This is a genomic window from Legionella sp. ST3F1 (assembly GCF_048553315.1).
In the GTDB taxonomy this organism is placed as follows: Bacteria; Pseudomonadota; Gammaproteobacteria; order Legionellales; family Legionellaceae; genus Tatlockia; species Tatlockia donaldsonii.
This window is the reverse complement of the sequence record NZ_JBLZIO010000013.1, coordinates 80,131-99,100: the sequence shown is the minus strand read 5'-3', so window position 1 is coordinate 99,100 and position 18,970 is coordinate 80,131. Positions and strand designations below refer to the sequence as shown.

The following is an 18,970-nucleotide window of genomic DNA, read 5'->3' as shown; positions in this document are numbered from 1 at the left end:
ATACGTCAAACGCAGATTTATACTATTTGATTCTTGAGTGTCTTGCAATTGAATTTTAATTGCAGGGCACTACAGAAATTTCTACTTTCTATTTCTACACTTTAGCCTCTTTTATCTGTTTCTTATCTGTAAGTTATTTGTGACTTTGCAGCAATAATGTATGTCCATGCAATGAAAAACCAGAAAAGTCCTTTATTTATAGGAGCATCATTTGCATGGAGATACATAGAAATATGTTGAGCTGCTTCTTAAATCCCCTCTCCTAAGGAGTTCGAATCCTCTCCGGGACGCAGTTTCACAGGGTCTGTACCGACGCGACAGGTTATCGATATCTATTGAAAACACTCGCGCTCTTTACGGGTCATTATCTTCCTGATAATTTAAACCCGCTTCTTATGGCAGTGACGTCACTCAGGGTGCCTATATGTATTTATTTGTTATTTATATCGGTGGTACACATAAACAATCGTTAATTGAATTGCATGATATGCGTTTTGTCGTGGCCAGTAGTATTGAAGAAACTTATCCTAGCTTACGCCAAAGCTGGTGGGGTACTCCGGCAAGTTTGCATCTGGATGCCTGGGGAATTCTCGATTATGCCGATGGTTATAATATCCATATTTCAACCGAACCGCCAAAAGATAACGCAAATAAACTCTATTTTGTGAACCTGGGTGGTTACGATCCCCAACAATTTACAGAATTGCATAAAAATATTTTTGTTGTGGCTACTGATGAACAACAAGCAAAACAAAAGGCTGTCCAACAAATTAGTGAATGGGAATCACCTCATCGCGATCATTTACATCAAATAGAGGCTGCTCTCGAACTAAATGCATTATTGGCGAGTAAGAATCATTATCTGCATTTGACAAAAGCCCCACAAACAAAATCATTTGCATTTACTTGCCGCTATGTTTCAATCGGAAAATTAGCCTCGTCTTAGTTAATCAATTTTCACGATACTACCTGAATAAAAATTATCTTTTATCAATAGATTACATTTTCAAAATGCCTACAATTTGAACATAAAGCCCTATAATGATTACTTGACTCAAAATCTATACTATAATGTTGCAAAACTATTTTCCTTACAGCTATTTAGAGAGAAAAAATGAAAAAATGCTTGTTGGTAATATTATCGTTTACCCTTGGCGCCTGTACTCAAACCTATTGGGATAAACCCGGTGTTTCACCGCAAGAATACGCAAGAGATAGCTATGAATGTGAACGGGATATGCGTCAAAGTTATTTTGATGAAAATACAGAAGGCTCCTATGCACGCAGCAATTTTGAAGCCCGCTGCATGGTATCAAAGGGATACACCAGAATGGAAAGAGCAATCTAAATAACTCTTGCAATCGAGTATTCTAAAGAATTAGAATAGGGAGTATCGAATTTCCGATACTTCCTATTCAGGTCAAAAAGACTGCAATAAATCCAGCTGCACAATCTCTTCCAACCCAGTAAAATGTCGTTTACAAAAATGTAACATTTGGTAATTTTTTTTAAAAACTTTATAAAACTTATTTGCAGAACGTAATTTCATTGTCTATGCTTAAAATCCAGCCTAATACTGGAGCGAAAATACAGATAATGAGTATCTGTTGTACAAGGAGGATAAAGTTCATGGAAAGAATTAGCCTTTTTAAAATCGCCTTTAGAGTCGTATTTGGTTGCTTTTTCTTAGTAGCGTTTATGCAGACTAAGAATACTTTGTCACAATATAGTACTCAATCTAAGCCTTTAACGAGTACAAGTATTATTTCTAAGCCTTTTGAAGTACAAGCATGATGTGTTGTGATATCGATTTAGCCTTTTGCTTTTAGAAGTCAAAAGGCACCTCCCCCCCCTTTGGAGGCGCCCATCAAAATACCCCCTTGGTGAAAACAATTAACTACTTAACATTGGCAATAGCTCACTTGACTCTGCTGAAGTGTTCTGGGGCAAGGAAAAGATTTCTTTTTTTTCAATTGCTTCAACAAGTCTGGCTAAATGCTCGTTTCCCCTTATTTCCATACGATACATGGAAAGGCGTGACTCAAAAAATGCCTGAACATCACTCGCACTACAGTTAAACAACATGGAATTTCCTGTTTTCACCCAAAGCGACAAGACTTCAATTTCAAAAAGATAAGCATTTGACTCAGAGTTTGTTATTCCTGCTGCCACATTAAAAGCATGCCCTACTTCATAACAATAATACCAATGATCATCATTGGCTCTTTCTCTAGGAAATCTTCTTTTACTGCTATTGTTTTATTTTTCCTCCAGACATGATGATGTTTGCCCAAGAGTCGATAAGTATCATGGTTTACAAAGATTGCCGGATTATTACTTGTCCCTAAAAAATCTTTTGGTGGTAATAAAAAATCAACACTTAACGTTGGAACAGATGCTATTACTTCATTAAGTCCTTGTTCCCCAATTTTACGACACTCGTTAATTATTTTTAAGATATCTTCTTTTGCAAGCATCGTGACTCTCCTTAAGTGATTTTCTTCCTGTTTTTTGTCTTACATTTTCTTCTTTTTTTGGTCAGACAGATTAAATTTAAATTTAATTGAGTGATTGGTCAACTTGATGCGATGTTCGAGAACTAATAAATAAATAAAAAACCATTCAAATTGATGTTTTTTACTTGTATTGGAAAAAAATCATGCAGTTATTAACAATTTTTAGCGATTTCTAGAGAAATTTAATCTCCCCTTAAGCTATTTAATTTACAATAGCTCTTTTAAGAGATGATTTGGGGCTCAATTAACATGAGAGTAATAGATAACAGCGGCAAGGGAAGTTGCATGTATTATGCCTATGCTATTTCTTTAATGTATCACCTTAAATCGCTTGGCTCGCAGCATGAGCATAAAGCACAGATCTTTGCGTTATTAGCGTTAAATACGGCAGAAGAAGAACTCTTAAACAATATTTTAGAAAAACCAGGTTTCGTCTCCCCAGCAGATATTCGAATAATTGAATTGATACTCGAACCTAAACTAAGAAAAATTGCTGCTGAAAAAATAATCAGCGATTTTATTAAAGACCCTCTTAACTCCTCTTTATTTAGTGCTGTGGCTTTTAAATTTAAAGAACTCGTTAAAGCCAAACTCTCCAGGGAACACCAAGAAATCATTACGCAAATCCAGGTTCCAGAGGATGATCGATCCAAGCGAGAATTTAACGAAGCAGAGATTTACCGGGTTCCCAATATATATGCCGCAATTAGCAACTACACAACACAATTAGCAGAAGAGATAATCAGAGATCCAGAAGTAGCCGACAAAGTAACGCGTCTTAAGGACGTGGTAACAGGTTTTAACGGAGCTGATCCAGATGATAAGGTGATAAATCAAGCTGAAGCTGAACTCTTGCAAGCTATTGATGCTTTTTTTCAAACGAAAATAGTTGCCTTCTTTCAAGCCAATGAAGGCCAACAGCTGAATGCCTATTCAGCAAGATTACAAGACTCTCGCTCCTGGGGTACTGCAGAAGCGCTTAATGCGTTACACGGAGTCATCACCGGTAATGAGCTTCGCCAAAGTCAAGGACATTGGGAAGAACACACTGAACGACCAATTAATTTTAAAAATTTTAAAAATGGCAGCCCCGCAGTCCTATACACTGCCGACGAAAACCCAGATATGATTCTTGATAACTGGCGCAACTCCCACTGGGTAAGCCAGATTCCTGCTAAAAAAGATTTGCAAATCCTTCTTGTCGATAACCCTGGTGATGAAACCATTAAGGCTATTCTTGCACGGAGTGATGAAATAGACGGTTTATTAAGGGCATACCTCGCTAAACCCTTAGCAGCCTCTATAACAGTAGATAAAGATAAAATCCACGAAAAAAGATTAAAAACAAGTCTGGCAATTGCTACGGCGACCTTAAAAGAAAAACTTTTAGCAGAGCTCTTAGACCAAATACAAGAAAGAAAACCCATTGACTTTGAAAAAAATTATGCTTATCAGCAACTTATAGAATGTAAGAGAGCCGTTGAGTTCATTACTGATGATAGCCATGATCAAGCAGCGAAAATTGACTTCCTTAAAACCTATGAGGAGCAGGCAAAGTCTAATCCTACCGGATGGGAAATCTTCGGCCGATTTATTAAAGGTTTTCTCTTGGCCAGTTTATCTACCGTCCTAGGCACTCTCGTTGGAGCAGCTATCGGCGGTGCACTGGGTTCAGCTGCCGGACCAGGTGGGTCTCTTGTCGGAGCTGTCTGGGGAGCCTTTAAAGGCGGAAATATGGCTGTCCTGGCGGGTACCGGGGTTGGAGGCTTCTTTGGCAGTGCATTGTGGATCTTACAAATGTTACCGCCAGTTAATGCTGTTCAAGAGTATACTGCACAAGCCCGGCAAGCGGTCCAAAATAGCCTTGAATATAGAGTAATAAAAGCCGTTGAGAAGGAAGAAGGTGAGGAATCGCTGGAGCATGATGACAAGGGTTCAATGACTGCTGATGTTGAGAGCCTTGATTCCAGTGTTGGCGAGGACAATACCAAAAGTGACCTTCACACAAGCACCATTTTGGCATTCTAATTATCCTGGTTATAAAAGTGGGTTACTTGCGTTTGGTTTGTTAATCCCAATCCAGATATTCTTCTATCTTGGCATCACTTTGAGATTTTTCCTTCTTGGCAAGCATTTTGGGAGATTCAGGGGCGTTTAAAGCCTCCTCCAAACTAACAAAGGTAAAGCCATTTTGCTTATACAGGTTAATAATGTCAGGTAATACATAGGCATTCAGCAAGTTAGCATGGATTAATAGAATTTGGGCTTGATCGGGTTTGTGATTATAACGATCATGCTCTTCTGCCTTTAAAGTCTGCTGCCAGATAAAATCGATATAAGCTACTTTTAATGCCTCCAGAAAACTACGCCGTTGATTTTGCGGTACATCCAATAAAAGCTGATTAAAGATAAAATCTTTGCTATCAATTGTAATTGGCGCGACATGATAATTCTTTTTTGAAAGGTAATGTAATACTTTTTCTTTTTTATTACCGCCACTCATTGCTAAATAGGGATAACGGAAAAATTTTGGTTCAGTAAGCACCGGCATTAACATTTTGTCAGCTGCATCGATCTCTTCAATATAAGCCTCCGTATCTACTTTATTTAAATTTAAATGCGAAAAAGTATGATTACCTAATCCCAGACCAGCATCGCGAAATTTATGCAACATTTTCCAGTTATCAGGATTAACCTCGCCAGCGATAATAAACCCTGTTGCTGGAATTTCATGCGACTTAATGGCATTAATTATCATATCTAAATGAAAATTTTTGGCTTCCCCTACAAAAGGCAAATCATCAATAGTAATGGCAATCAGTCTTTTTTGGGCAAAACTGCTGTCCGCCAATACAGTAAAAAAAAGCAAAGCTATGATAAAAAATTTTCTAACCAAGGTAATTCTCATTAAAAATTAAAAAGTTACGATATTTGCCTAATAAAATTTTATATTCAAACAAAATCTGGCTGGATATTATCGGTATATTGTGAGCATTTATCAACCAAATATAAACAATTTCACTACAATTATTGCCGGCAAACCCTGATTAGATAAGAAAACCAACTAACTGAGGGTAGAAAAAAACCAGTTAAAGGACTACAAGTACCGTTTCGAAACTGCAGTAGAAACAATATTCTAGCGTAAATTAATAGGATCTTAAAAACCAAAACCGCATTTTAAAATAAAACTGCTCAGAGAAGGCACACTTCTTGAATGATTCAGCACTATTCATTCTACAACGGAGTATAAAAATGAAAATTAACTCCATGTTAATAAAAGTGATGCCACTGCTTGTTTATGCACTAATTTCTGTGTATCACAGCGCAACAATAATTTTTTAGTAAAGGCAACCGATAAAATCAGGAAGATACTTGTATTTTTGCTTTAACTCGTTATGCTGTAGGTTTTCGCGGGGCCGTTAGCTCAGCTGGTAGAGCAGGAGGCTCTTAACCTCTGTGTCATAGGTTCGAACCCTATACGGCCCACCACTTTCCCGCAACACGCCAAGCATGCCCAAGCCATTGCTATAAAAAAACACATTATGTATACTGTTTTTTGTCAAACTTAACCAATGTACTACAAACAATGCTTTCTATAAGCTTTAATCTGATTACTTTTATTCCCTTCATTATTATCGGCTGAAAGCCGATACGAACTGCCACGCCCATATTCTCCTGTTACAACTTTATAAACCTTAACCTGGTGAGGCTGCGCATGTTTACACAAAAATATAAATACTTACCCTTTGTAATGTGGTTTTTCCCTTTAGTGTTTTTTGCTTATCAATTCATCTTACGCCTTTGGCCTGGTTTGATGATGCCGCAAATGATGACCCAATTTTCTATTGATGCCAGTCATTTCGGTTTGATTGCAGCTTTTTATTATTATGGATATTCAAGCATGCAAATTCCTGCTGCTCTTCTATTGGATCGCTTTGGAGCTCGATACATAGTGGGATTTTTTGCCATTGTTTGTGGTGCAGCGACGCTGTTATTTACTTATACCAATAATTGGTATTTAGCTTGTTTAAGTCGATTCCTGGTGGGAGTTGGGTCTGCGGCAGGTTTTTTAGGTGTATCGAAGGTAGTCTCCGAATGGTTTCCCAAAAATCAATACACCAGGATGATTGGTTTCTCTTTTACTATAGGTCTCATGGGTGCTATCTATGGGGGTAAACCTCTCAGTCTTCTTATTGAGATGTATCATTGGCAAAAAGTTGCCCTGGCTCTAGCCCTGGTTTCTATTGGGGTGGGTTGCAGCACTTATTTTGTTTTACGTAGCCCTACGCATAAAAAAGAAAAAATGGCTCCGGAGTCATTTAAATTATCCAGTTTTAAAACACTCCTGTCCTCGCCTGTTATCTGGTTATTAGCACTTGCTAATTTGCTAATGGTCGGCTCTCTGGAAGGCTTCAGTGATGTATGGGGAGTACCTTATTTAATGACTGCCTACTCCATTAGTAAAAATGATGCCGCTCAACTTATTTCATTCGTATTTTTTGGTATGCTCTTTGGAGGACCTGTCTTAGCATTTTGTAGTAAACAATTAAGTCACTACACTCTCGTTGCCCTCTGTGGCTTTGGTATGGCTGGCCTATTTGCTGCCTTATTAATGCAGGAAAATTACCATTGGTGGTTTCTTGCCAGTTTATTTTTTTCTCTTGGCTTACTATGTTGTTATCAAGTACTTGTCTTTGCAGCAGGTTCCGCTTTAGTCAAGACAGAACAATTGGGTATTACTATTGCTTTTCTCAATTGCATCAATATGCTTGGCGGCTCTTTTTTCCATACTGTCATAGGTAAGGTCATGGATCTCTCCTGGAGTGGTTTATTAAGCAGCGAACATATTAAACTGTATAGTCTATTGGCCTATCAACGTGCATTAATGTTAATACCAATCTGTGCCATTTTAGGCGCTTTGATTGTTTGTTTGCTGGGTTTGAAATCCAGCAGACAGCAAGAACTATCTGGATCTGCACTCTATACATCATAGCCGGAGGGAAAACCATGGAAAAATTATTTTGGCAGGATCCCTATCGATGTACACTCAACACCAAAATTATTTCCATCGTCGATAATGATATTTTGCTAGAAAAAACGATTGCCTATTCATTTTCTGGCGGCCAGGAAAGTGATAAAGCTTATATTAATGATCTTGCGATTATTGATTCCAGAATGGACGGCTCCCTTATTTATTATACGCTTGCCAATAACAATCTTAAGATTAATGATGAAGTAGTTATGACTATCGATTGGCCCCGTCGCTACAAGCTTATGCGTTTGCATTTTGCTGCGGAATTAGTTTTGGAACTCGTCACACGAAAATACCATTTTAAGAAAGTTGGTGCCCACATTGCTGAGCATAAAGCTAGAATCGATTTTATTCATGACAGAAATATTTCTGCAATTTTTGGGGAAATATTAGGCGAATACAATACTATTATTGAAGCTGACAAGCTCATTCAAACGGGCTATTCAGATATTTCCGCACAACGTCGTTTTTGGAAAATTGATGGCTTCGCTGAAGTTCCTTGTGGCGGGACACATGTTAAATCGACAGCTGAAGTAGGCTATGTTTCCTTAAAACGTTCCCATCCTGGAAAATCGATTGAGCGGATAGAAATCCACTTGCTTTAATTCAAGTTTATTCATCTCTATGCTGCGGCTTGTTCGCAGCATCCCAAAATCAACACCTAATGATCGGTAAAACCCAACTCAACCAAAATGCAGGGGCCATGGGCAATAACATTCATTTTATTTTCCAGGCAATTATTAATCGCGGTATCGCTTTCCGCTCCCGGCTGCATCCAAATATTTTGAATTCCCTTTTTTATAGCTTGTGCCACAATTTTTTCTGTAATCTGAGGGGGAGTAATAATGGAAATGCTATTTACAGATGGGGGTAAATCGGCAATTTCCGCGATACAAGGCAATCCTTCAACAATTTTTTCCCCAGGGTTCACTGGATAAACCGTTTTATTATTTTGCAAATAGCAACGCAGGACTTTGTTACCAAATTTTTGTCGATTATTTGAGGCGCCAATGACAGCGTATGCACTGGAGGTAAAAAATTGGTTTATTTTATCTAACATACTTGATTCCCATTCTATGGTTCATTGAATCTTATTTAAGTTTATACCATTCAATGAGGCTGCTGCGATTTGTCTTCTTTTTCTTTTTAATGAAATAAATTTATAAACAAGTGCAGCAAATGTTATTTTTCCAAGGGCACCTAAAATATAAGGCCAAACCCCTATCCACCATGCCTGTTTAAAACCGAAATGATAGCTTAACAGCAAAAAACCACAGAATAAAATCAACGTCTCATTCAAGGAGAGGCAAAACCAGATTTTAACAAAACGGTGCGGTCGCACCGTTGCTAAAACACTGCCGACTACCCAGGAAGCCAGAAGAAATCCCCAATAATAACCAGCTTTAATTGAGCCAAACCAATTAGGGTCTGAGGAGCCATCAGCAAGAACAGCAAATCCAAGGGTGGCAAGTACCAAATAGAATACAACTGCCCACAACGCTTTACGTTGAAAAATAATTACTAAAAGGGAAACACTCAAACTCTGTAAAGAAAGTTGTAAAGCAGTCCCTGGTATTGGTAATTTTTTTTGTGCCATAAGCGCCATGAAAAACGCGCCTAAAAACGAAAAGATAGCTACTCTCCATAAAGGGATGAAGCGCTTATGTTGCAAATATTGTAAGTTCGAAAACATCATTTACCTCGGTAAATCAGCCCATACTTTTGGTGACTTAACCACCTCGCGATGCTATAATATTTATCACCATGTTTTAATTTTAAATAAAATGCCAAAACCATCACCCGAAGTTACATCTCAATTGACTTTAGTCCCTATGCTTAATCTGTATCTACAAGCCAATAAGATAGATCTTAAAGCAAATAAGACTGGGATCTGTAATGGCTTGGCAGCCGTCTATTGTAAATATGCTTTAGAGGATAAAGAAGAAGAATTTCTTATCATGCTGCAATATATTGAGCATAAAGGTAAAGAAATTTTATATGCTCAAGAGCATGGTGTCGCGCCCCCTCCAAGCACTAATGATAAATTTTCCAATCTGGATGACAGTAAAGCGAATAAATTTATTGGTGAAGTTCTATTTGCCTATTTACCTAAAGAATTTAACAAAACGCTTAATCAAGATGATTCAATTCAACTCTTAAAATTTCTTGATAAGGATGGAGTAACCCAAAAACCCATCGTTAAAGAATATAATCTTGCTCTAGTCGCGGATGTAAAGGATTGGAGCCAGATATTTAATAAATTAAAAGTGGAAGGTACTGCCTGGACTGTTGGTACACCTACTCATGCAATCTCCGTTTTTGTGAAAAATGGCGAATTTCGCGTCTATGATCCAAACCATACCCTAATTGATATTTGCAAAGATGGTAAGGAACTTGCCAAATTGTTAACTACCGTTTTCCCAGACAATGATAAGGCAGCGGCGTTGTTGCCGTTAACTATCAATATATGTAGTCATCCTGATAAACCCAGTAATCATCAATACCCAACCAAAGAATGGATATTTAAAAATTTATTAAAAAAAGAGCCGGACAAGATCAATCAATTTATGGAAATCAATGGACATAAATTCGATTCACTAGCGATGGCTGTGCTGCAAAACGATGTTGAGCAAATCCGTCTATGCTTTGAGAAAGGAGCAAGTAATCCGGAAGTTGCCTTGCAACTGGCAGCAAGAGATAACCGCCTTGATGCGATTGACGTCTTATTGAAAGATGAACATCGAAAACTAATCAAGAACCCTGATAAAGTCTATGTAGAAAGTTGCAGGCTTGCGCTCGAAACAGGGCGATATGAAGCCTTCGAGCGATTACTCAAAGATGAGGCTATTAACACAGCTTTTTGTAGCTCTATAAGGGACGCTAAAAAACGAGCAGATTTCTTACAGTTAGTAGCAACCTCAGGAAGTCCGCAGTGTATTGAAAAGCTGGTTGAATGTTATCAAAAAAACATTGCAGATATTGACATCCCTGCTTTGATAAAATCCAGCAATGCTATCGGGGCCGCGGAAAAATCTGGTAACAAACGTAGTGTACAGCTTCTATGTAATCTTGCAGGGGTTGAACTTCAAACATCACAGGAAAAATCGCTGGTTGATTTTCCCAGTAACGATAAAGAAACCCGTACGCTAATAGAAGGCTTTTGCACTTTCATCCAATTCATTAATGATATGATCCATGCGGCGATAAGTTTAATTCTCCCCTCGGCAAAAAAACAAGAGACCCTTGCTTATACAAATGCACCCTATGCTCGCCTTTTTAAGCCTGCCTCTGATAAGGAAAGCCCCTTGCTTGCGCCCTTGACTACAGCACCTGATAAATCTGGCCCACAATAATAGAAGGGCCAGAAAGAAATATTTTCTAACTTTAGGCTCCAGCTATATATAACTTGCTTTCCTGCATAAACAGTCTTATACCTATAGGTGATATTTTATTTTATATAAGGATATTGTAATGGACCTAAATAAACGCATTGAGCCTAAAACATGGGCATTTGTAGAGAAAATACAAAAAGCAGGGGGGAAACCTCTTTATGATCTACCCGTATCTGAAGGTAGAGCCATATTTGATAAATTGCAAGAATTGAAGTCTGAAAAACCTGATGTCGACATTGAAGATCACACTCTCCCCGTTGGCCCCAAAGGAAAAGTTTCCATCAGGATTATCCGTCCTAAAGGAGCTAAAGAAACACTGCCTGTACTCATGTATTATCATGGTGCTGGATGGGTTTTTGGCGATTATCAGACTCATGGACGCCTTGTTCGCGAACTCGCCGTTGGGTCGCATGCTGCCGTTGTATTTGTCAATTACAGTTTAGCACCTGAAGAACAATATCCTACTCAAATAGAAGAGGCCTATGCCGCAACAAAATATGTTGCCGAGAATGGTAAAAAATTTAATCTCGACACCTCTCGCTTTGTAGTAGCAGGAGATAGCGTAGGTGGTAATATGACCATCGTCATGACCCTGCTTGCTAAAGAGCGCGGCGGACCTAAAATCGACTATCAAGTGCTTATCTATCCAGTGACAGATGCTAATTTTGAAAATGGCTCTTATAAAGAATTTTCTGAGGGCCCCTGGCTAACCAAAAAAGCGATGGAATGGTTTTGGGATAATTACTTACCCAATAAAGAAAAACGAAAAGAAATAACCGCTTGCCCATTAAAAGCCTCTATAGATCAATTAAAAGGGTTACCACCCGCATTAGTCATTAATGGTGAATGCGATGTACTCCGTGACGAAGGCGAAGCGTATGCCCATAATCTGAATGCCGCTGGCGTTTCTGTTACCGGTATCCGCCATCACGGAACTATTCACGATTTTCTGATGATAAATGATATCGCGGATACCCCTGCTTGCCGGAATGCAATTGAAACCATTAATGCTCATCTGTGTACTGTCTTTAATCATAAAAAGAAACAATAACGCCCTACTCCATGCTAACATCAAAGGTCCACATTCCTTTGATGTTAGCACTCTCCTTTGAATAGACAGTAGGTTTCAACGGCATGATTGAAGTATCAAACGCATAAATCAATGAAGACAGCAGGTTCAAATTAAATGTAATTAAATACGGTTAAACCTTGAATGCGGGCAAAACTTTGTTGTGCTGCTTGTAAATAAATGCGCTGCAAATCCAGTTTGACCGCGACTTCAGGAAGATTCACATCTTCCAGTGAAGAGAGGGTCTCTGTGCTTGTTTCAATTAAGTCCGAATTGACTTGATCAGCCACATCCAATTGATTCAGACGAGCTCCTACCTGGGCTTGGTAAGCAATGATATTGTCAAGTGCTGTGTCGAACTGATCGAGCAATTGATTATTTTCAGTTTGAACAATTGCTTTATCAATAGGGCTGGCAAAGGGACTATTAAGATTATCAACCATACGCGCCACTGTTGAAAAAAGAGATTCATTCCGCGCAGGATTGATAGCAAAACTATCACCGACCTGTGGTTCACCGGAAACGGTTATTTGTATACCATTGAAACTAATCGTTGATCCAGATTCATACACTGGTGCATCATCAACCAAACCAGTAGGTGGAATGACTGAGCCACTACTGACCCCACTTACCATGACCACCAACTGATTTGATGAGTTTAATGCAAATTGCAAAGTATAATCATCTGGAACAAAAATAGCTGCATCATAAACCGTTCCAGAACTCACTGAAGCAGTACCGGTATTTGGAGTAGCAGTAGGTGTAACGGTAAAAAAAGTGTTTCCATTGAGAATACGCATGAATAAATCAGAGCCATTATCATTGGTTGCAATTTTCAAACCGCCACTAATAGTCTGTAAACGTTGCGTTTCGTCACCGTTATAAAGAAACGCTCCGTTGACATCTCTGGTAAATGGTTGAGTCGCTGTTTTACTACCACTAAATAAATAATAGCCATTACTATCCTGCGTGTTTCCCATACCTAATAACTGGTCTAAAAGGTTTTTTGCTTCCTCACCAAGGGCATGACGATCGGCTTCTGACAGAGCAGTACTACCTGCTTGAACCTGTAATTCCCGGAGACGCTGAATAACACCAATTGTATTACCCAACACACTTTCTTCAAAAGTCAGGGCACTAACTGCTGCTTCCCGATTCTGTTGCATCCGCTCAGCCGCATTAATCCGTTGCCTCATCAAATCAATTTTTGAAGCAGAAATAGGATCATCAGACGGTGATTCTATTTTTTTCTGGGATGACAACTGCTGTTGTAATTTCAAAGTCTGGGCTTGCTGTGTCAATAACCCATTAAGTCCACGCAGAAAAACTTGATTGGTTGAAATGCGCATTATTCACCTCAGTGCAGCAAATAATATATCCATTATCTGGCCTGAAATAGCCATTACTTTGCTTGCTGCTTGATAAGCTTGCTCAAAACGGAGTAAATTGCTAGCTTCCTCATCCAAATTAACCCCACTTTTACTTTCGCGAAACTCAACAGCTTGCTGATGTAATATATCGGCAGCATCACTGCGAAGTTTAGCTTGATAGGTTCTTCCGCCAACCTCAGCGATTAAATCAGAATACCTGTCAAATAAACTTTCTGTCCCGTTTTCAAAGATCTTATCTTGTTGCAGAGAGGCCAGCTTTAAACCATTATAATTATCGCCTATACCACCGCTATTATAAGAAGCAGTGAATGTATCACCAGTCTTAGGGATACCTGATAATACAATTGAATACGACGGGGTCAGTGTATCAGGAATCATTATCGTATTATCAATATTAGGAGTAAAAGTGAACGGTCCAGTTGTTATCGTATCTGTGACATTCACCAGGTTGTATTGTGTATCAGAAATAAATTCAATACGGTATTCTTTATCCACTACAGTCGTATCAAAAATTTCCCCCAGAGCAATATGTCCTGTTCCAGTATTGGCTAAAGAAGCCTGAGTACGGACAGGTGCGGCATAAGCGATCTCGCGCGCATCAGAAATATTTAATTTAAGATCACGCGCAGCGCCACGGGTGGATGTCAACATATAGTGATCGTTATCAACTAAATTATTTATATTATCAACGGTAATAGTTAATCCATCGATCACCACTTGAGCAGCTGGTGGTGTAGGAGGTGTATCAGTCCAATTTAAGGTTGTCGATTGTCCGTCTGATTTACGTATGATTCTTATTTCATTGGTAGAAGTATCGCTAACCAATAGTTCATAGTCACTTAGCTCAAGTTGGCTAATATCAGAAATTTCGACTGATAAAACACCTGTGCCAGTATTGGTTATTCGCGGAGTTGAGCGCTCTAATTGCAAGCTCATTTGATTGAAATCAGTAAAAAAATCTTTACCAATTTGGCTATTCATATCAAGGCCTAAGCGGTGTTGATTATTAAACGTTGCTGCAAGTCCAATAGCCATTTGTCCCAGCAATTGACTTGTATTTGAAAGAATCCCCTGTTCAAAATCAAGGAAACCACCCAACATACCAGAGTGTAAATTACGGCTGATATCAGTTTGTCCTAAGCCATTCTTAATAAAAATTTTTGTTCCAAACTGATCGCTATTGCGGAGATCAACCTTTAATTCACGTTGCTCGGAGCCAATAACCAGCATTTCTCCACTGCCAATTCCAACACTAATATTTGAATCGCCCTGTTCAATCACGGTGACATCGGTATACTGTGATAACTCACGTAGTAATTCATCTCGTTTATCCATTAATTCAGGTGCATTTGGCATCGCACTAAGTTGCATATTTACTTGAGCAATATTGGCAGTAATTTGATTGATTTGCTCAACAGCTTGTCTAATTTGCGCCGTATTATTTTGTTGATACTCATCTAAACGGAGTTGCATTGTATTGAACTGATCGACTAACAATTGACTTTGTTTCAATGCAACACCACGTGATGCCAAACTATCTGGCGCATCATTTAATTGCCCGAGCGAGCTAAAGAAATTTTGTAATGCCGCTGAAATACTGGTGCCTTCTTGAGAGAGAAGCTTGTCAATCTGTAATGCCTGTTGATAAAAAGTATCGTATTCTGTTTTGGTCGTCAGAGTATCGCGTAACTGCTGAGTAGCAAATTGATCATTATTACGCTTAATATTGGAAACAGCGACTCCAGTGCCAATAAAAGAACCCGCATAGCGTTGGGCAGGTGTTGGCGTAAAATGAATAGTTTGCCTGGAATAACCGCTATTATTTGCGTTTGCAATGTTATTCCCTGTCACCTCAAGAGCGCGTTGGAATGCATTGAGACTTGATGAAGCAATACCTAAAATTCCTGCCATGCTTCTTACTCCTAAATATTGAGGCGATGTTGTAGCCTATAAAGCCTACAATTCTAAAATTTAAACATCACGAACGCCCCCAAGTAACATTAATCTATTCCTGAAAAACCATTTCTTTCTAAAGCCTGTTGTAACTCATCGCCATGGTATATTGCTAATATTTTACTGGCATAACCCGGATCTGTCGCATACCCCGCACGATGCAACTCATCCACATAACGCTCAGGATTAGCAGTATTTGCCAAAGCAGCTTCATAACGTTCATTTCCCTTAATCAGAGAGACATAATCATTAAAACTATGCTCAACGGATGGATACTTTCGAAAAGAAGCATTCATCTTAATAGGTGTATCGGCAATATACTCGGTAGTTTTAATTTTTACTGTTTCACCCTCTGTATTTGAGGCCGCTTTAATATTAAATAGATTATTACTACTACTGCCATCCGATCCTTTGGCGATGAATTGCCCCCACCCTGTTTCCAAGGCTGCTTGAGCTACCAAGATTTTAGGATCAAGGCCTAGTAAACCAGCTGCCTGTCTTGCATAAGGCCATATCGATTTTACAAAATCATCAATATCTGCGCTGCCAGCATTTGTTTTTGTCGAAGTAACCGCTAAAGGAGTGACACGAGAGGCTAACATGTTTTGTTCTATTACATTGGTCGTCTTGGGATTAACAGTAGTAGCAGCCGTATTGACTGATTGTCCCAATTGCTTGGCAAGCATGCTTGCCAACCCAAGGCCTTGTCCATTGGAAATATTATTAGCATATTGCCCGTCAAGCATGTCTTGAAATATTTGCTCATTTTTACCCATAAATGGGCTTGCATCATCAAGAAAATGCTGGCCCATTCGCATCGCTTTTAGCATTGATTGCAGAAAAATTGCTTCGAACTGTTTAGCTACTTCAGGTAATGCCTGTTTAGCATCCTTCTGTGCCTCTAGCTTTAAATTTTGCAAACCCTGAAAATCAGTTACCGCTAGTCCTTCTATCGTCATCTCAGTTCACCCGTTAAATGATGATTATGGTCGCATTTAATGCCCCAACCTGTTTTAAGGCTTCCAGAATAGCAACTAAATCAGCTGGCGTAGCTCCAACTGCATTAATCGCTTTAACAATATCTTTTAAAGAAGTACCTGGTGCGAATAAAAAGGTACGGTTACCCCGTTGTTCAACATTGATCTGGGTATCAGGAACAACGACTGTTCGCCCGTTGGCAAAAGGATTAGGTTGACTCACCTGCGGATTCTCACTAATCGTCACTACTAAATTACCATGTGAGACAGCAGAGGGCTTCACGTGAACATTTTGCCCAATCACAATTGTTCCAGTCCTCGGATTAATAATTATCTTAGCTTCGGCCTCTCCTGGCGTAAATTCAATATTCTCCAATACAGAAACATAATCTACTCGTTGCGACATCAGCTTGGGTGCTGACACCTCTACTGACGCAGCATCTATTGCCTCTGCTGTACCTGGTCCCATTAATTCATTAATGGCATCCCTCATCCGTTTTGCGGTAGTAAAATCAGGACTATGCAAATTGTAAGTCAGTTTTCGTGAAAAATAGAAAGGATTAGGAATATCAACTTCCACCGTTGCTCCATTGGCAATACGTCCGCCGCTGGGTACATTCACTGTAACGCTCGAGCCATCATCACCCTGCACTCCTAAAGCAACAACAGTGACGTTGCCCTGTGCCATAGCATAAACACGCCCATCAGCCCCTTTTAAGGGGGTAAGCAATAGGGTTCCACCGCGAAGACTTTTTGAATCCCCTATAGATGATACATTCACATCCATAGTCTGCCCTCTTTTCATAAATGAACTCAGGTTGGAAGTCACCATGACTGCAGCAATGTTTTTAGAATTCAGTTTGACTCCCGGAGGAATATTGATCCCTAACTGCATCAACATATTACCAAAACTCTGCTCTGTAAATCGGGTGCCGGAGCGATCGCCGGTGCCGTCAAGTCCTACTACCAAGCCGTAACCAATCAGTTGGTTATTACGAACGCCTGCTAAGGTCGCCAGATCTTTGATGCGCTCAGCAAAAATCAAACCAGTGAAGGTGCTGATAAGCAGAAAAACAAAAATTACAGAGCTTTTACGCATTAGCTGGTCCCTTAAAAATTGACAACTTATATCGGGAAGAGAGGCCCCCAAATAAATCGGGCAAACCAACCTTGTGCATTCGTATTATTGATTTGACCCACACCACCATAGGCTATTTTCGCATTGGCTATTCTATCTGACGTGATGGAATTATCTGGCCGAATATCCTGAGGTCGGATAATTCCCGACAACCTCACAAACTCACTACCCTGGTTAATACGAATCCACTTTTCACCCTGCACCACCATATTTCCATTTGCCAGAACCTTGGCCACAGTTACTGAAATACTGCCTGCCAATTTATTATTCTGTACAGATTGCCCCTCACCTTCAAATTTACGGTTGGCATCTAAATCGAAATCAAAGTTATAACCACCACCCAAATTCACCGGACGCCCCATTACCGTTGCATTCACAATTTGTGTTTTATCATTTTTTCGCTGTCGGGTAATAGCACGCTTTTGAGCATCGGTTTTTTCCACCAGGATCACCGTAACCAGATCACCTGCATGCCTTGCACGAGGCGTTTCAAAAAGCGGTAATACCGTTTCTGCATTGTAAATAGCACCATTTGCATAACGCTTCTGGGTAGGATCCGGCGTTGTTGGGTAGGTAGGCGAATACTCGGGTTCAGTTCCTGGATAGGGTGGATTTAATGCTTCACAACCTGTGAGCAAGTATATAATTCCTGCGCCTAAGAGATACCGAAAATTAGTCATCGCCAATACCTAATTACAACGTTTGGGTTAAATACTGCAACATGTTATCTACAGTCTGAATTCCTTTTGCAGTAATCTCATAACTACGTTGAGCCTGGATCATATTCACTAGCTCTTCCACCACGTTGACATTAGATGCTTCCAGGGAACCCTGTAAAAGGCTACCTAAGCCTGAGTTGCCTGGGTTATCAGTTTGTGCAGGCCCACTGGCAACAGTCTCAACAAACAAATTCTGACCTAGTGGTTGCAGACCCGCTGGGTTCACAAAATCCGTTAATTGAATAATACCAAGTTGAGTTGGCACGTTATTTCCTGCAACAAGCGCACTTACAGTACCATCATTACCAATGGTTATACTTAAAGTTTGCTGCGGGATAACCATGGGGGGTTGCAACACGTAGCCATTCGCCGTAACAAGCTGACCTTGAGAATCACTCTGGAAGGTCCCATCCCGAGTATAGGTTTCTGTGCCATCAGGCAATAATACCTTAAAAAATCCTCTTCCCTGAATGGCAATGTCGAGAGGGTTTTGGGTATTCTGGATACTTCCCTGATTAAATATTTTTTGCGTGGCAACCATGTGCACACCAGTACCCATATTGATACCAGTCGGTATTTCTGTACTTTGGCTGGATTGAGCGCCTGCCTGACGCAAATTCTGATAAATCAAATCTTCGAATACCGCTCTTCCCTTCTTAAAACCTGTTGTGTTGACGTTTGCCAAATTGTTAGCAATATTTGCAATATTTTTATCTTGCGCATCAAGACCGGTTTTACTAACCCATAATGCTGGTTCCATGGCCGTTCCTTGTTTTTATTATT

General features: G+C 39.6%; 18 protein-coding genes and 1 tRNA gene. 8 read left to right on the top strand and 11 right to left on the bottom strand.

Annotated features, from left to right (window positions below; all coding sequences use genetic code 11):
• Nucleotides 1–424: 424 nt before the first annotated feature.
• Together ACN4Z1_RS10385 and ACN4Z1_RS10380 are read left to right on the top strand one after the other, a co-directional pair.
• Nucleotides 425–946, top strand: coding sequence for a DUF1543 domain-containing protein (locus ACN4Z1_RS10385; RefSeq protein ID WP_419388279.1), 522 nt, complete (start codon nucleotides 425–427; stop codon nucleotides 944–946).
• 168 nt (nucleotides 947–1,114) lie between these two features.
• Nucleotides 1,115–1,348 (top strand): hypothetical protein, encoded by a 234-nt coding sequence (locus ACN4Z1_RS10380; RefSeq protein WP_228364595.1) that lies wholly within the window; start codon nucleotides 1,115–1,117, stop codon nucleotides 1,346–1,348.
• A 545-nt stretch (nucleotides 1,349–1,893) separates the two neighbouring features.
• Here the strand turns inward: ACN4Z1_RS10380 and ACN4Z1_RS10375 are convergent.
• Together ACN4Z1_RS10375 and ACN4Z1_RS10370 are read right to left on the bottom strand one after the other, a co-directional pair.
• Complete coding sequence (locus ACN4Z1_RS10375) at nucleotides 1,894–2,172, bottom strand: hypothetical protein (RefSeq protein ID WP_419388278.1); 279 nt, start codon at nucleotides 2,170–2,172, stop codon at nucleotides 1,894–1,896.
• A gap of 14 nt (nucleotides 2,173–2,186) precedes the next feature.
• Nucleotides 2,187–2,477: a hypothetical protein gene (locus ACN4Z1_RS10370; protein ID WP_419388277.1), complete on the bottom strand. Its 291-nt coding sequence runs from the start codon at nucleotides 2,475–2,477 to the stop codon at nucleotides 2,187–2,189.
• Between the two features lie 324 nt (nucleotides 2,478–2,801).
• Here ACN4Z1_RS10370 and ACN4Z1_RS10365 point away from each other — a divergent pair, with 324 nt between their 5' ends.
• Entirely contained in the window at nucleotides 2,802–4,544 is a 1,743-nt protein-coding gene (locus ACN4Z1_RS10365; RefSeq protein ID WP_228364594.1) for a glycine zipper family protein, read from the top strand.
• A gap of 40 nt (nucleotides 4,545–4,584) precedes the next feature.
• On the opposite strand, the gene ACN4Z1_RS10360 is transcribed toward ACN4Z1_RS10365, so the two are convergent.
• Complete coding sequence (locus ACN4Z1_RS10360; RefSeq protein ID WP_228364593.1) at nucleotides 4,585–5,424, bottom strand: polysaccharide deacetylase family protein; 840 nt, start codon at nucleotides 5,422–5,424, stop codon at nucleotides 4,585–4,587.
• Between the two features lie 505 nt (nucleotides 5,425–5,929).
• Here ACN4Z1_RS10360 and ACN4Z1_RS10355 point away from each other — a divergent pair.
• From ACN4Z1_RS10355 to ACN4Z1_RS10345, 3 genes are all read left to right on the top strand, one after another.
• Nucleotides 5,930–6,005 (top strand) — tRNA-Lys (locus tag ACN4Z1_RS10355).
• A 214-nt stretch (nucleotides 6,006–6,219) separates the two neighbouring features.
• Nucleotides 6,220–7,509 carry an MFS transporter gene (locus tag ACN4Z1_RS10350; protein WP_370634600.1) on the top strand — a complete coding sequence of 430 codons (1,290 nt, stop codon included), beginning with the start codon at nucleotides 6,220–6,222 and terminating at the stop codon, nucleotides 7,507–7,509.
• A gap of 14 nt (nucleotides 7,510–7,523) precedes the next feature.
• On the top strand, nucleotides 7,524–8,153 hold the full coding sequence (locus ACN4Z1_RS10345; protein WP_419388276.1) for an alanyl-tRNA editing protein: 630 nt from the start codon (nucleotides 7,524–7,526) through the stop codon (nucleotides 8,151–8,153).
• Nucleotides 8,154–8,209: 56 nt separating this feature from the next.
• Here ACN4Z1_RS10345 and ACN4Z1_RS10340 read toward each other — a convergent pair whose 3' ends face one another.
• Complete coding sequence (locus tag ACN4Z1_RS10340; protein WP_228364591.1) at nucleotides 8,210–8,608, bottom strand: CoA-binding protein; 399 nt, start codon at nucleotides 8,606–8,608, stop codon at nucleotides 8,210–8,212.
• Between the two features lie 21 nt (nucleotides 8,609–8,629).
• The gene (locus ACN4Z1_RS10335; RefSeq protein ID WP_419388275.1) at nucleotides 8,630–9,145 is read right to left on the bottom strand and encodes a biotin transporter BioY; all 516 of its coding nucleotides are present in this window, start codon (nucleotides 9,143–9,145) and stop codon (nucleotides 8,630–8,632) included.
• A gap of 7 nt (nucleotides 9,146–9,152) precedes the next feature.
• Here ACN4Z1_RS10335 and ACN4Z1_RS10330 point away from each other — a divergent pair, with 7 nt between their 5' ends.
• Entirely contained in the window at nucleotides 9,153–10,901 is a 1,749-nt protein-coding gene (locus tag ACN4Z1_RS10330) for a hypothetical protein (protein WP_419388274.1), read from the top strand.
• A 118-nt stretch (nucleotides 10,902–11,019) separates the two neighbouring features.
• Nucleotides 11,020–11,991 (top strand): alpha/beta hydrolase, encoded by a 972-nt coding sequence (locus tag ACN4Z1_RS10325; RefSeq protein ID WP_228364589.1) that lies wholly within the window; start codon nucleotides 11,020–11,022, stop codon nucleotides 11,989–11,991.
• A 131-nt stretch (nucleotides 11,992–12,122) separates the two neighbouring features.
• On the opposite strand, the gene flgL is transcribed toward ACN4Z1_RS10325, so the two are convergent.
• The 6 genes from flgL to flgG all read right to left on the bottom strand — a co-directional run bounded on the left by flgL (nucleotide 12,123) and on the right by flgG (nucleotide 18,947).
• The gene (gene flgL / locus ACN4Z1_RS10320) at nucleotides 12,123–13,358 is read right to left on the bottom strand and encodes a flagellar hook-associated protein FlgL (protein WP_228364588.1); all 1,236 of its coding nucleotides are present in this window, start codon (nucleotides 13,356–13,358) and stop codon (nucleotides 12,123–12,125) included.
• A gap of 3 nt (nucleotides 13,359–13,361) precedes the next feature.
• Nucleotides 13,362–15,311, bottom strand: a complete 1,950-nt coding sequence (gene flgK / locus ACN4Z1_RS10315; RefSeq protein ID WP_419388273.1) for a flagellar hook-associated protein FlgK — start codon at nucleotides 15,309–15,311, stop codon at nucleotides 13,362–13,364.
• Between the two features lie 89 nt (nucleotides 15,312–15,400).
• A complete protein-coding gene (gene flgJ / locus ACN4Z1_RS10310; protein ID WP_419388272.1) occupies nucleotides 15,401–16,312 on the bottom strand; it encodes a flagellar assembly peptidoglycan hydrolase FlgJ in 912 nt (303 codons plus the stop codon).
• A gap of 13 nt (nucleotides 16,313–16,325) precedes the next feature.
• Complete coding sequence (locus ACN4Z1_RS10305) at nucleotides 16,326–17,429, bottom strand: flagellar basal body P-ring protein FlgI (RefSeq protein ID WP_115221506.1); 1,104 nt, start codon at nucleotides 17,427–17,429, stop codon at nucleotides 16,326–16,328.
• A 26-nt stretch (nucleotides 17,430–17,455) separates the two neighbouring features.
• The gene (locus ACN4Z1_RS10300; RefSeq protein WP_058445397.1) at nucleotides 17,456–18,148 is read right to left on the bottom strand and encodes a flagellar basal body L-ring protein FlgH; all 693 of its coding nucleotides are present in this window, start codon (nucleotides 18,146–18,148) and stop codon (nucleotides 17,456–17,458) included.
• Between the two features lie 13 nt (nucleotides 18,149–18,161).
• Entirely contained in the window at nucleotides 18,162–18,947 is a 786-nt protein-coding gene (gene flgG, locus ACN4Z1_RS10295) for a flagellar basal-body rod protein FlgG (protein ID WP_115174988.1), read from the bottom strand.
• Nucleotides 18,948–18,970 lie beyond the last annotated feature (23 nt).